This window comes from Kitasatospora sp. GAS1066B (assembly GCF_041262605.1).
GTDB lineage: Bacteria > Actinomycetota > Actinomycetes > Streptomycetales > Streptomycetaceae > Kitasatospora.
Genome location: NZ_JBGCCO010000015.1, coordinates 149,814 through 162,948, shown reverse-complemented (window position 1 = coordinate 162,948; position 13,135 = coordinate 149,814). Strand labels below are relative to the sequence as shown.

At 72.8% G+C, this 13,135-nt stretch carries 11 protein-coding genes; 4 read left to right on the top strand and 7 right to left on the bottom strand.

From position 1 onward, the window contains the following. Window positions 1-8 precede the first annotated feature (8 nt). Complete coding sequence (locus tag ABH937_RS18925) at window positions 9-917, top strand: UbiA family prenyltransferase (protein ID WP_370218900.1); 909 nt, start codon at window positions 9-11, stop codon at window positions 915-917. A 112-nt stretch (window positions 918-1,029) separates the two neighbouring features. Here ABH937_RS18925 and ABH937_RS18920 read toward each other — a convergent pair whose 3' ends face one another. Further along, on the bottom strand, window positions 1,030-2,241 hold the full coding sequence (locus ABH937_RS18920; protein ID WP_370146547.1) for a cytochrome P450: 1,212 nt from the start codon (window positions 2,239-2,241) through the stop codon (window positions 1,030-1,032). Between the two features lie 216 nt (window positions 2,242-2,457). Between ABH937_RS18920 and ABH937_RS18915 the strand changes: the two genes are divergently transcribed. Continuing rightward, on the top strand, window positions 2,458-4,461 hold the full coding sequence (locus tag ABH937_RS18915; RefSeq protein WP_370218899.1) for a heavy metal translocating P-type ATPase: 2,004 nt from the start codon (window positions 2,458-2,460) through the stop codon (window positions 4,459-4,461). Between the two features lie 612 nt (window positions 4,462-5,073). Further along, complete coding sequence (locus tag ABH937_RS18910) at window positions 5,074-7,236, top strand: putative Ig domain-containing protein (protein ID WP_370218898.1); 2,163 nt, start codon at window positions 5,074-5,076, stop codon at window positions 7,234-7,236. A 110-nt stretch (window positions 7,237-7,346) separates the two neighbouring features. Here the strand turns inward: ABH937_RS18910 and ABH937_RS18905 are convergent, their stop codons facing one another. The 5 genes from ABH937_RS18905 to ABH937_RS18885 all read right to left on the bottom strand — a co-directional run bounded on the left by ABH937_RS18905 (window position 7,347) and on the right by ABH937_RS18885 (window position 11,053). Beyond that, window positions 7,347-7,826, bottom strand: a complete 480-nt coding sequence (locus ABH937_RS18905; protein WP_280692107.1) for a diadenosine tetraphosphate hydrolase — start codon at window positions 7,824-7,826, stop codon at window positions 7,347-7,349. Between the two features lie 48 nt (window positions 7,827-7,874). Continuing rightward, window positions 7,875-8,306: a hypothetical protein gene (locus ABH937_RS18900; RefSeq protein WP_280692105.1), complete on the bottom strand. Its 432-nt coding sequence runs from the start codon at window positions 8,304-8,306 to the stop codon at window positions 7,875-7,877. 97 nt (window positions 8,307-8,403) lie between these two features. Beyond that, a complete protein-coding gene (locus ABH937_RS18895; RefSeq protein ID WP_280692104.1) occupies window positions 8,404-9,234 on the bottom strand; it encodes a heavy metal-binding domain-containing protein in 831 nt (276 codons plus the stop codon). Between the two features lie 94 nt (window positions 9,235-9,328). Then, entirely contained in the window at window positions 9,329-10,285 is a 957-nt protein-coding gene (locus ABH937_RS18890) for a heavy metal-binding domain-containing protein (RefSeq protein WP_280692102.1), read from the bottom strand. A gap of 132 nt (window positions 10,286-10,417) precedes the next feature. Further along, window positions 10,418-11,053, bottom strand: coding sequence for an XRE family transcriptional regulator (locus ABH937_RS18885; RefSeq protein ID WP_280692100.1), 636 nt, complete (start codon window positions 11,051-11,053; stop codon window positions 10,418-10,420). Between the two features lie 81 nt (window positions 11,054-11,134). Here ABH937_RS18885 and ABH937_RS18880 point away from each other — a divergent pair, with 81 nt between their 5' ends. Next, window positions 11,135-12,076, top strand: a complete 942-nt coding sequence (locus tag ABH937_RS18880) for a class I SAM-dependent methyltransferase (protein WP_280692099.1) — start codon at window positions 11,135-11,137, stop codon at window positions 12,074-12,076. A 7-nt stretch (window positions 12,077-12,083) separates the two neighbouring features. Here ABH937_RS18880 and ABH937_RS18875 read toward each other — a convergent pair whose 3' ends face one another. Then, the gene (locus ABH937_RS18875; RefSeq protein WP_280692097.1) at window positions 12,084-12,998 is read right to left on the bottom strand and encodes a class A beta-lactamase-related serine hydrolase; all 915 of its coding nucleotides are present in this window, start codon (window positions 12,996-12,998) and stop codon (window positions 12,084-12,086) included. Window positions 12,999-13,135: the final 137 nt, after the last annotated feature.

The following is a 13,135-nucleotide window of genomic DNA, read 5'->3' as shown; positions in this document are numbered from 1 at the left end:
ATCATCAGGTGCCGAGCCCCGGAGTGCGCAGCGCTGTTGCTCACGACCCCGACCAGCCCGCGCTGGTGACCTCGCGTCAGCCCGGCGCAGTGGCGCTCGCACTGCTGCGGGCTGGCCACCTCGAGCCCGCGCTGACCGTGACCGGGCTGACCACCGCGCTCGCGGCCACCGCAGGGCGGGGGGCGATCGGCACGCTGCTGGTCGGGTGCGCCGTGTTGACCGGGCAGTTGTCGGTCGGCTGGTGCAACGACCGGCTCGATCGCGAGCGGGACCGCGCGGCCGGGCGTCGTGACAAGCCGCTGGCGATCGGGGACCTGGACGGGCGGACGGTGTCGCTCGCGGCCGCAACCGCGCTGGCCCTGTGCGTCCCGCTCTCGCTGGCGAGCGGCTGGTCGGCGGGCGCCGCCCACCTCGCCGGGGTCGCGGCCGCCTGGGGCTACAACCTCGGGGTCAAGCGCACCGCCGCGTCCTGGCTGCCCTACGCGCTGGGCTTCGGCCTGCTGCCCGCCTTCGTCACCCTCGGGTTGCCGGGCCACCCGTGGCCGCCCGCCTGGGCGGTGGCCGCCGGGGCGCTGCTGGGGGTGGGCGCGCACGTCACCAACGTGCTGCCGGACATCGAGGACGATCTGCGGGCGGGGGTGCGCGGGCTGCCGCAGCGGCTGGGCCGGCGCCGGGCCCGGGCGCTGGCGCCGGTGCCGCTGCTCGGCGCCTGCGCGGTCCTGGTGTTCGGCCCGCCGGGGCCGGTGGGACCAGCGGGCTGGGCGGCGCTCGCCCTCACCGGCGCTCTCTGCGTGGCGGTCGTCAGGCCGGGCGGTGGTGCGGGCGACGTGGGCAGCCGCCGGCCGTTCCTGGCCACCCTCGCGATGGCGGCGATCGCCGTGGCGCTCCTGCTGCTGCGCGGGCGGGCGCTGGCGTGAGGCGGCCGCGCCCGGCGCTGTTGGCTGCTGTGCCGCCAGCAGCGCCCGGCCGTCATCGCCACTCGACTGACGTTCCGTCAGAAGAGCTGGGTCGCGAGTGATTGACGTCCCGTCAGAAGCGCACCGGCAGCCGTAGCAGCCCCCGAGCGCGCAGTGACGGGCGGTGCGACAGCTGCTCGGCGGGCTCCGCCAGGGCGAGCGCGGGGAAGCGGCGCAGCAGCGTGGTGAGGGCGATCTCGGTCTCCAGCCGGGCCAGCGGGGCGCCCAGGCAGTAGTGGATGCCGTGCCCGAGGGCCAGGTGGCCATTGTCCGCGCGCCGCAGATCGAGCAGCTCCGGCTCGGCGAACCGCTCCGGATCCCGGTTGGCGGCGGCCAGCGAGAGCAGCACCGTCTCACCGGCCGGCACGGTCACCTGACCGAATGTCAGGTCCTCGCGGGCGAAGCGGCGGATGGCCACCGGCGCGGGGCCGTCGAACCGGGCCAGCTCCTCGACGGCGGGGCCGATCAGCCGCTCGTCGGCGCGCAGGGCGGCCAGTTGCTCGGGGTGCCGGAGCAGGGCCAGCACGGCGTTGCCGATCAGGTGCACGGTGTTCTCGTAGCCGGCGAAGAGGATCAGGAAGGCGAGCGAGGTGAGTTCGTCCTCGGAGAGCCGGTCCTCCTGGTCCCGCACCGCGATCAGCGCGGAGAGCAGGTCGTCGCCCGGTTCGGCGCGCTTGCGGGCCAGCAGCCGGGTGAAGAAGGCGAGCATCGCGCCGACCGCCGCCCGGGCGTCCTGCGGGCGGCCGGGATCGGGCGCGATCAGCGTGTCGGTCCAGGCGCGGAAGTCGCGGCGGTCGTCGGTCGGGACGCCGAGCAGGTCGCAGATCGTGGTGATCGGCAGCGGTCCGGCGTAGGTGGCGATCAGCTCGGCGTGGCCGAGCGGGGCGATCGCGTCGAGCAGCTCGTCGGCGATCCGCTGGACGGGTTCGCGCAGCTGCTCGACCCGCCTGGGCGTGAAGGCCTGCCCGACCAGACGGCGGATCCGGGTGTGGTCCGGCGGGTCCATGTTCAGCAGGTTGGCGTCCAGTGCGGGCGGTAGGGCCAGGCCCCGGTAGTTGCCCGGGCTGGCGTGTCGCTTGTCCAGGGCCAGGCGCGGGTCGGCGAGACCTTGGCGCACGTCGGCGTAGCGGGTCACCAGCCAGACGGGCAGGCCGTCCGAGCCGATGATCCGGTGGGCCGGACCGGCCTCGCGCAGCGCGGCGTAGCTCGGGTGCGGGTCGGCGATCAGCGCCGCGAGGGGGACCGGGGAGGTGATGGTGGCTGACGCCTGCTCAGAAGAGGTCACCAGGTCAGCCTACAAAGCGGTCCGCGGACTCCCGACCGGCTGTGCTCCTGGACGGCTCGACCGCAGTGCCTGGACGGCTCGACGGCAGTGCCCGGACGGCTCGACGGCAGTGCCCGGGTGGCTCGATGCCAATGAATGAAGAGCTGTTCATATATTCCTGTATCGTGGTCCTGCCGCCCAGCTCCCACCCGCCGTGCCGCGAAGGACCCCGTCACCATGCCTGTCACCCTCCTCGACCGTCCCACCAGCGCTGCGCCCGTACGCTCCGACCTCGCCCCGCGGCGGCGGACCAGGGTGTTCGCGCTGCCCGAGGCACGCTGGGCGGCGACCGCGACCGCGCTCTTCCTGCTCGCGCTCCCGCTGCAGCTGACCGGCGCGCCCGCCGGGGTCTGGGTGCCGCTGTACGCGCTGGCGTACCTGACCGGCGGCTGGGAGCCGGCCTGGGCGGGACTGCGGGCGCTGAAGGAGAAGACCCTCGACGTCGACCTGCTGATGATCGTGGCCGCGCTGGGGGCCGCGGCGGTCGGCCAGGTGATGGACGGCGCGCTGCTGATCGTCATCTTCGCCACCTCCGGCGCGCTGGAGGCACTGGCCACCGCCCGCACCGCGGACTCGGTGCGCGGGCTGCTGGACCTGGCACCGACCACCGCCACCCGGCTGCTCGCGGACGGCACCGAGGAGAGCGTCGCGACCGACGCGCTGGCCGTCGGCGACACCGTGCTGGTGCGGCCGGGGGAGCGGATCGGCGCGGACGGCCGGGTGCTGGCCGGCGCGAGCGAGGTGGACCAGGCCACCATCACCGGCGAGCCGCTGCCGGTGGCCAAGGCGGTTGGCGACGAGGTCTTCGCCGGCACGTTGAACGGCACCGGCGCGCTGCGGATCAGGGTCGACCGGGACACCTGCGACTCGGTGATCGCCCGGATCGTCGCGATGGTCGAGGAGGCCAGCGAGACCAAGGCCCCCACCCAGCTGTTCATCGAGAAGGTCGAGCAGCGCTACTCGATCGGCATGGTGCTGGCGACCCTGGCGGTCTTCGCCGTCCCGCTCGCCTTCGGCGCGCACCTCACCGGCTCGCTGCTGCGCGCGATGACCTTCATGATCGTCGCCTCGCCGTGCGCGGTGGTGCTGGCCACCATGCCGCCGCTGCTCTCCGCGATCGCGAACGCCGGGCGGCACGGGGTGCTGGTCAAGTCCGCCGTGGTGATGGAGCGGCTCGGCCAGGTGGACGCGGTCGCGCTGGACAAGACCGGCACGCTGACCGAGGGCACGCCGCGGGTCACCGACCTGCGACCGCTGCCGCGCGCCGAGTTCGCCGAGGGCACTGTGTTCACCGAGCGCACCGAGTTCACCGAGGACGCCCTGCTGGCGCTGGCCGCCGCCGCCGAGCACGCCAGCGAGCACCCGCTGGCCCGCGCCGTGCTGGACGCCGCCCGCGGCCGGGGTCTGGTCCTGGCCACCGCGACGGACTTCGACTCCACTCCCGGCGTCGGCGTGCGCGCCACCGTCGAGGGGCGGGTGATCGCCGTCGGCGCGCCCGCCCGGCTGCTGGAAGGTACCGACGCCGAGGGGGTCGCCAAGCTGGCCGCCGAGTTGGAGGAGGACGGCCGCACCGCCGTGCTGGTCACCGTCGACGGACGGCCGGCCGGCCTGCTGGGCATCGCCGACCGGCTGCGCCCGGACGCCGCCGGCACGGTCGCCGCCCTCACCGAACTGACCGGGGCGGCCCCGGTCCTGCTCACCGGGGACAACGCGCGGGCGGCCGGCCGGCTGGCCGCCGAGGTCGGCATCATCGAGGTGCGGGCGGCCCTGCTGCCACAGGACAAGGTCGCCGCCGTGCGGGAACTGGAGCGGGCCGGGCGCAAGGTGCTGGTGATCGGCGACGGCGTCAATGACGCCCCGGCGCTGGCCGCCGCACACACCGGCATCGCGATGGGCCGGGCCGGCTCGGACCTGGCGCTGGAGACGGCCGACGCGGTCATCGTCCGCGATGAACTGGCCACCGTGCCAACCGTGGTGGCGCTCTCCCGGCGGGCGCGTGCCCTGGTGGTGCAGAACCTGGTGATCGCCGCGGTGTTCATCACCGGCCTGGTGGTCTGGGACCTGAGCACCACCCTGCCGCTGCCGCTCGGCGTGCTCGGACACGAGGGTTCCACCGTGATCGTCGGCCTCAACGGCCTGCGGCTGCTGCGCGAGAGCGCCTGGCGCAAGGTCCGGTCCTAGGGCCTCTCTTACGGATCTTGCCGGGCGCGCGACGCGGAAAGATCCGCCGTACAGGCCCTAGGCCGCCGTCCGCTGAGCGAGAGGTGTCGTACCGCCCGGCGGCCCGCTGAATGGCATCCCTTCAGCGGGCCGCCGCTCGTGCTGCGGGACCGCCCGCCACCGGACAGGACCCTTGACTCGGAGCACTACTGACAGTTTGTCACCAGAGGAATCGTCAGCCCTCCGGGACGGCACGACCGATCGGTCGGTCGGTACCTGAAAAGCCTGTCTGCACCGTTGACCGGGGTGAGCCAACTCTGCTTTGCTTCACCGCAGCAACGGCGCACCACCTGTCAGACCGCCAGACACCGTGCGAGTCGTCACGGTTGGTTCCACCGCCCTTCATCAGGGCAGGACGAGTAGCTCTCCGCGAACCGCCACGCCGTGCACCGAACCCTCACCGCCAGGTCCCCAACCTGAGCGAAGCTCGCGCGTGACCCTTCGCTCCGTCCTGTCGTGCGATCGCCGGCCGATGGCCCGGTGCGCCCTCGTCACCCTGTCCCGTGCAGCAGACCCGATCGCCCGCGCCGACCAGCGCCCGGCGGTCTGCAGGAGAGAGGAACCCCCCACAAGATGGGCATCCCCCGCTTCCGCGGCTCGGCCCGAGTAGCCTTGACCGGCCTCGCGTCCTTGTCGCTCGTCACCGGCGCCATGCTCGCCGTGACCGCGCCCGAGGCGCTGGCCTCGACGAACGCGTCGAGCAGCGCGACCGCCAATCCGTACAACCCGAGCACCGACCACGCGTACCGGCACGGCGTCATCCCGACGCTGCAGCAGAACGCCAAGATGAAGTCGTGGGCGGACACCCACTCCACCACCGCCACGACCGGCCCGGAGACCCTCTCCTACGGCGGCGGCGTCAACGGGGTCGGCGTCAACGACGGCAAGTCACAGGTCTACCTGGTCTTCTACGGCTCGCAGTGGGGCACGCAGAGCACCAACAGCTCCGGTGACGCCACCTTCTCCGGTGACCAGGACGGTGCCGCGCCGGTGGCCCAGGAGATGTTCAAGGGCATCGGCACCGGCGGTGAGCTGTGGTCGGCCGACCTGACCCAGTGGTGTGACGGTCCGAACGTCGCGGCCGGGGCCACCAGTTGCCCCTCGAACGCGAGCTTCGTCCCGTACCAGGCCGGCGGCGTGCTGTCCGGCGTGTGGTACGACAACTCGGCTGCCTCGCCGAGCGCCACGACCGGCAACCAGCTCGGCCAGGAGGCGGTCAACGCGGCCGCCCACTTCGGCAACACCACCGCCGCGTCGAACCGGCACACGTACTACGTGATCATGTCCCCGACCGGCACCAACCCGGACAGCTACCAGGGCCAGTACTGCGCCTGGCACGACTACACCGGTGACAGCTCGCTGACCGGCGGCGCGGTCAACTCGCCCTACGGCGACCTCGCGTTCTCCAACCAGCCCTACAACATGGACTCCGGTTCGGGCTGTGGCGTCGGCTTCGTCAACTCGCCTGGAACGCTCGATGGTTGGACGATGACCCTCGGCCACGAGTACCACGAGATGATGTCCGACCAGTTCCCGGCGGGCGGCTGGACCAACCAGCAGAGCGGCAGCGCCAACAACGGCCAGGAGAACTCCGACGAGTGCGCCTGGATCGCTCCGGGCACCGCGGGCGGCGCGGCCATGATCACCATGGGCACCGGCACCTTCGCCGAGCAGGCCAGCTGGTCGAACGACACCAACGCGTGCGCCATCTCGCACCCGATCCTCAACCACGGCAACACGGTCACCGTGACCAACCCGGGCAGCCAGTCCGGCAAGGTCGGCACGGCGGTCAGCCTGCAGGTCTCCGCGTCCGACTCGGCCTCGGGTCAGACGCTGACCTACTCGGCCACCGGTCTGCCGGCGGGTCTGTCGATCAGCTCCTCGGGTCTGATCTCGGGCACCCCGACCACCGCGGCCACCTCCTCGGTGACCGTCACGGCCAAGGACTCGACCGGCGCCTCCGGCTCGGCGAGCTTCAGCTGGACCGTCTCCTCCACCACCGGTAACACGGTCACCGTGAACAGCCCCGGCAACCAGTCCGGCACCGTCGGCACGGCGGTCAGCCTGCAGGTCTCCGGTTCCGACTCGGCCTCGGGTCAGACGCTGACCTACTCGGCCACCGGTCTGCCGGCGGGTCTGTCGATCAGCTCCTCGGGTCTGATCTCGGGCACCCCGACCACCGCGGCCACCTCCTCGGTGACCGTCACCGCCAAGGACACCACCGGCGCCAGCGGCTCGGCGAGCTTCAGCTGGACCATCGGCTCCGGCAGCGGCGGCTGCACCGGCGGCGGCCAGCTGCTCGGCAACCCCGGCTTCGAGACCGGTAGCGCGTCCCCGTGGACCGCGACCGCGGGTGTCATCAACAGCGACACCACCTCCGAGCCCGCTCACTCGGGCAGCTACGACGCCTGGCTGGACGGCTACGGCACCACCCACACCGACACCCTGTCGCAGACCGTCACCATCCCGGCCGGCTGCAAGGCGACGTTCAGCTTCTGGCTGCACATCGACACCGCCGAGACCGGCAGCACCGCCTACGACAAGCTCGCCGTCACGGCCAACGGCACCAACCTCGCCACGTACTCCAACGTGAACGCGAACACCGGCTACGTGCAGAAGAGCTTCGACCTGTCGAGCTACGCCGGCAAGTCCGTCACCCTCAAGTTCACCGGCACCGAGGACTCCTCGCTGCAGACCAGCTTCGTGATCGACGACACGGCGCTGAACGCGAGCTGACCTAGCGTCAGATAGCGTGGCGGGGGCGGGCCTTCGGGTCCGCCCCCGCTGTCGTGCGCCCGCCGGTCGGCGCGGCGCTCGGAGGTCGCACCGGCTGGGCCGACCGGGCGTCAGTGCTGGTCGGCCAGCCGGTCGAGTTCGGTGCCGATCGCCACGCGCAGGCCGTCGTGCCGTGCGTCGAGCGCGAACCGTTCGGCCCGCCAGTTCTCGTGTGGGTACAGCCAGACCGGGAGGCCGACCAGCTCGGCGTCCTCCCACTCGTAGCGCGGCCAGACGTGCGCGTGCAGGAAGCCGTCGGTGTTGCCGAGGATTTCGAGGTTCACCCGGCGGAAGGCCGGATCCGACCGGCGGCAGGCGCGCTCGACCGCCTCGCCCAGCCGGTCCATGTCGGACAGGAACCGCAGCCGCCGCCCCCTCGGTAGCTCCGACAGCCGCTGGACCGCTGGCTGGTCGGTCAGCAACACCGAGTACCCGGGCAGGAACTGGACGTCCCCGATCACCGCGAACCCCTCGTCGAGGCGCCGCAGCACGGTCGGGTTCTCACCCCGCAGCGCGCTGCCGATCCGGTCCGTCCGCCAGTCATTGATCATGGTCCACACCCTACCGAGCCGCCCGGCGCGGTCCGTTGGTGGCCTCGCTCACTCGCCCAGCAGCAGCCGTTCGAGCGCTGCGCGGGCCCGCGCGTCCGAGCGGGCGCGGGCGGTCACGGCTGCCGCCAGCTCATGGGCCCACTCGTCGAGCGGCACCGGTCGGCGGGAGAGGATAACGCCGCGGACCACCCGGCACACCTCGCCCGTCGGGCGGCCCTGGGCCACGCTGAGGATCAGTCGCTGATCCTCCATCGAGACCTCGACCCGCTCGATCCGGCCGGGCCGCCCGGCCATCCGGTCGCCGACGCTGCGCTTGCGCTCGATCGCCACCGCGTCGGCCGGCAGCGCGTCCGCCAGCGCGCCGGTCAGCACCTGGGTGTACACCTCCAGGTCCGCGGCGTCCCGCCGCAGGGCGGCCGCGAGCAGGTCGATCGAGCCCTCGCCCTCCGAAGCGGGTTCGATCTCGCCGTGGTCGGTCATGTCGCTCCTTGTCGCGATGCGCTGCGATGTACTGTGATGCGCTGCGATGTGCTGTGGTCCGGCGGTTGGTCGGCGGTGCTGGTGGTCCTGGTGGTGCTCAGCCGTCCAGGCTCAGCACCATGGTCGGCCGCTCGATCTCGTGGTCGGCCCGCAGCGGTCGCACCGCCGTGCCGATCGCGAAGAACTCGGTGGTGTGCCCGCCCCAGCGGTGGTTGTGGGCGTTCAGCTGGACGCCGACGATGCCCTCCGCGTGCAGCTCCTCCGCCTCCGCCTGCATCCGCGCCATCGCCAACTCGCGTGCGTCGTAGAGCGCCTGGGTGTACTGCTCGATCTCCACGTTCTTGCCGATGTTGGAGAAGACCGAGCCCATCTTCTGGTGCGCGATGTGGTAGACGCAGGTGCCCATGGTCATGCCCAGCGGCGCGTAGCCGGCCCGGATCAGCGTCCAGAAGTCCTGCCCCGACAGGTCGGAGGTGAAGGGCTGGCCCTTGTTGTTGCGCCAGCTGGTGCCGTCGGGCGCGGGCTGGTCCGCCTTGACGGCGGTGCCGATCGCGATGAACTCGGCGATGTCCGACCCGAACTCCCGGGCCTCCACGGTCAGCCGGACCCCGACGATGCCGTCCGCGCCCAGCTGGGCCGCCTCGGCCTCCATCCGGGTCATCGCCAGCTCGCGCGCGTGGTACATCGCCTGACTGAGCGTCTCCAGCTCCTGGTTCTTGCCCCAGCGGCCGAGCTGGATCCCGACGTGGTAGATCGAGCTGCCCAGGACCAGGCCGATCGGCTTGAACCCGGCCTCCCGGACCAGCAGGAACTCGTTGACCGAGAGGTCGCTGGTGAAGATGGAGCCGGGCTTGCCGGGCTCCAACTCGGCCAGCCGCCGCATCGCGTCGGCGGGCACGCCCTGCGCGCTGGGATCGAAGCTGCTCATGTGGGTTGTTCTCCCGTGACGGTGTGGATGACAGCGTTGCTGGTGCTGAGCCGCGCCGGGCGGTGGGCGGCCCGGGGCGTGCCTTGGCGCCGGGCTAGCGGCGGGCGGTCGGCCGTCCGGCCTGGGCGAGCCGGCGGCGCAGCAGGTCGCCGCCGCCGTTCAGCGGCATGACGGAGAGCGTGCGCGGCTCGGCCGGTTTGGCGGCGAAGCGGGCGATCGCGGTGCCGATCAGGGTGCTCTCCGCGATGTGGTCGGTCTGCTCGGTGTTCACGGAAGTGCGAATGCAGCGCTCCTCCCAGACCCGCAGGTTGCCGTCGGCCAGGATCACCCCGTCGCCGCCGTGCTCCACGCCCTGCCGGTGCAGCTGCGTGCGGGCGTCGGCCCGGACCTGGTGGACCAGGGCGGTCCAGCCGTCGACCTCCAGGTTGTTCCAGGAGAAGTTCTGCCGCCGGGTCTGGTAGTCGTCGTGGCGCACCCCGACCGACATCCCGACCAGCAGGTCCACCGGCACCCAGCCGGCCGTGACCAGCTTCGCGAATCCCTGGCCGTCCAGATGCGAGGTGAACGGGCGGCGCGGCCGCACCGTGCCCTGGGCGCGCACGGCGGTGCCGATCACCTTGAACTCCAGGCAGTTCGGCATCGCGGGGAACGGAGCCATCGTGAGTTGGGCCGCCACCACGCCGTCGCCGCCGAGGGCCGCGCACTCGGTGGTCATCCGGCCCAGTGCGGTGCGCCGCGCCGAGTCCATCACCTGCACCAGCCCGGCCGAGGGCGCGCCGTTGCCCGACAGGGCGATGCCGGCCATGCCGTAGCCGCCCATCAGTCCCCCGCCGCTATACAGGCAGTCGTGGTAGCCCCAGTACCGGCCGCTGCGGGCGACCTGGTAGACGGCCGAGCCCATCACCTGGCCGACCGGTTCGAATCCGACCGACCTGATCGCGGCGAACTCGCCGGTCGACAGCGCCGACGACCACGTCCCGCTGGCCTTCGCCTCGGCGACCCGCGCCGCGGCCGTGGGCGGCAGCCCCGCCCCGCTCCACGACTCCGTCATGCGTCCACACCCGTTCCTGTCCGGCCGGTCCGGCGACACCGTTGCCGACCCCGCTGAGGTCCGACAAGGCAGCCTATGCGCAGAGCCGCACGAGGCACAGCGTCAGGGGGTCGTTGCGTGTGGTCAGGCTGCCTAGCCGGCAGTCGGGCGGGCTCGGACGTGCATGCGTTCGCCCTGCGGGCCGAACAGGCTGAGCACCTCCACCGGCGCCTGGCCGGTGCTGCCGAACCAGTGCGGCAGGCGGGTGTCGAACTCGGCGGCCTCGCCCGCCTTCAGAATCAGGTCGTGGTCGGCGAGGACCAGGCGGAGCTTTCCGCTGAGCACGTAGAGCCACTCGTAACCCTCGTGGGTGCGGGGTTCGGGGGTGCTGCGGGTGACGTTGATGATCATCTTGAAGGCCTGAACGCCGCCCGGCTGCTGGCTGAGCGGCAGCACGGTCGCGTCGTACGCCTTGATCGGCCGCAGCCGGACCCGGGGGTCGCCGACCGGCGGTGCGCCGACCAGCTCGTCCAGTGGGACCTGGTGGGCGTGGGCGATCGGGAGCAGCAGTTCCAGGGTCGGCTTGCGGCCGCCGGATTCCAGCCGGGAAAGGGTGCTCACCGAGATCCCGGTGACCTCCGAGAGCGCGGCGAGGGTGCAGTCGCGCTGCTGGCGGATCCGCTTCAGGCGCGGGCCGACCCCGGCCAGGACATCGGCGGTGTCGGCACTGTCGGCACTGTCGGCGGTGGCCGAGAGCTCGGCGGAGTTCGTGGCGTGATCGTGTGCCATGGAGCCATTTTGCTGAATCGGCAACAGTTTTTGTCAAGCCACGCGGGCCCGGGGCATGGTCGCTGCAGGAGGTGCTCACCCATGGCACAGGCACACACGCACACACAGGCACACGGACACGCACACGGACACGCACACGGGCCGGGGACCGAGTTCGACTGGGCCGCCCTCGCCGAACTGCTGGAGCTCGAAGGTGAGACGCACAGCCCTTACGTGCGGCAGGCCATCGGCGAACTCGCCGACCTGCCCGGGCTGAACCCGCGCCGGATCCTCGACATCGGCAGCGGCCCGGGCGTGGCGGCCTGCAGCCTCGCGGCGGCGTTCCCGCAGGCCGAGGTGACCGCCGTGGACGGCACGCCGGAGCTGCTGGCGCGGGCCGCCGAGCGGGCCGAGCGGCTCGGGGTCCGGCTGCGCACGGAGCAGGCCGAGTTCCCGGCGGGGCTGGCCGGGCTGGGCTCGGCGGACCTGATCTGGTCGGGGCAGGCGGTCCACCACGTCGGGGACCAGCAGGGCGCGCTCGACCAGCTGGCCGGGCTGCTGGCGCCGGGCGGCGTGCTGGCCGTGGTCGAGGGCGGGTTGCCGCTGCGCAGCCTGCCCCGGGACCTCGGCTTCGGACGCCCGGGCCTGCTCGAGCGGATGGACGCGGCGCAGGCGGCGCGGTTCAGCCGGATGCGGGCCGAACTGCCCGGCTCGGTGGCCCTGGTGGAGGACTGGCCCGCCATGCTGCGGGCCGCCGGACTCACCGAGGCCCGCAGCCGGACCTTCCTGATCGACCTCCCCGCCCCGTTGGCGGCGGGCCCGCGGCGCTGGGTGCGCAGCATGCTGGAGCGCTACCGGGAGGTGCTCGCCGGGCCGCCGGAGGACCCGCAGACCTCGCAGAGCGCGCCGGGGCTGACCGCCGAGGACCGGGCGACACTGGACCGGTTGCTCGACCCCGCGGACCCGGCAGGCGTCGACCGGCGGCCCGACCTGTTCCTGCTGACCGCGAAGACCGTGCACTTCGCGCGCCGGGCCGCCGACTGACGGACCGTCAGAGATCGGGGGCGGCCTCGCCGCGCAGCGTGGCGACCGCCCGCGCGGCGGCACTGCCGATCGCGGTGTTGATCGCGGCGTCGTCCGCGCCCGGTCGGGAACGGGTGAAGACGGCGGCGGCGTACCGGCTGCCGTCCGGGTAGGCGATCACGCCGATCTCGTTGCGCACCACGCCCACCAGGCTGCCGCTCTTGGCCGCGACCCGCACCGGGCGCCGGAAGCCGCCGGCCAGCCGGTGCCGGGTCAGCTGCTTGCCGAGCACCGAGCGGACCCGGGCGCAGGCGGCCGCCGGGCCGGCCTGGTCGGCCCAGAGCAGCCGCAGCAGCCGGGTCATCTCGCGGGGGGTGCTGCGGGTGCCCCGGGCCGGGTCGAGGGCGCGGGTGGACGGCAGCAACTCGTCCACCCGCGCCATCTCCGCCTCCGACAGCGTCGCGGTCCAGGTGAGCAGGTCGGCCCAGTCGGCGCGGCCGAGGTCCTGGGCGAGCGAGTCGATCATCGTCCGCAGGTCGGACACCAGCACCGTGTTGCCCAGCCCGAGCCGGGCGGCCGTGGCGTTGACGCTGTCGACGCCGACCCGGCGCAGCAGCGCGTCGGTGGTGTGGTTGTCGCTGATGGTGAGCATCAGCACGACCATGTCCCGCCAGGACACCACCGCGTCGTCCTCGAACAGCGAGATCCCGGTCGGGCCCAGCGTCCGGTCGGCGGCGGGCAGGGTGACCGGCTCGCGCGGGTCCAGTCGGCCGTCGGCGAACCAGGTCTCGGCCTCCAGGGCGATCAGCACCTTGGCGACCGAGGCCAGCACCACCGGTTCGTCGGGATGGAAGCCGAAGGCCGCGCCGTCGTCCAGCGACTCGACGCGCAGCGCGCCTTCGCAGCCGGCCTGTTCGAATATCGCTCCGATGTCGTTCGTCATGGCCGGAATTCTGGCAGGCGGTGCTTCGGTCCCGAACCGGTAGGACCGGGCACCGGCAGCCTGGTCGATCATCCAACTCAGCCCCCCGGAGCTGGTGTCCAGCACCACTCGTCGCCGCCGACACGCGTTGCTTCAAT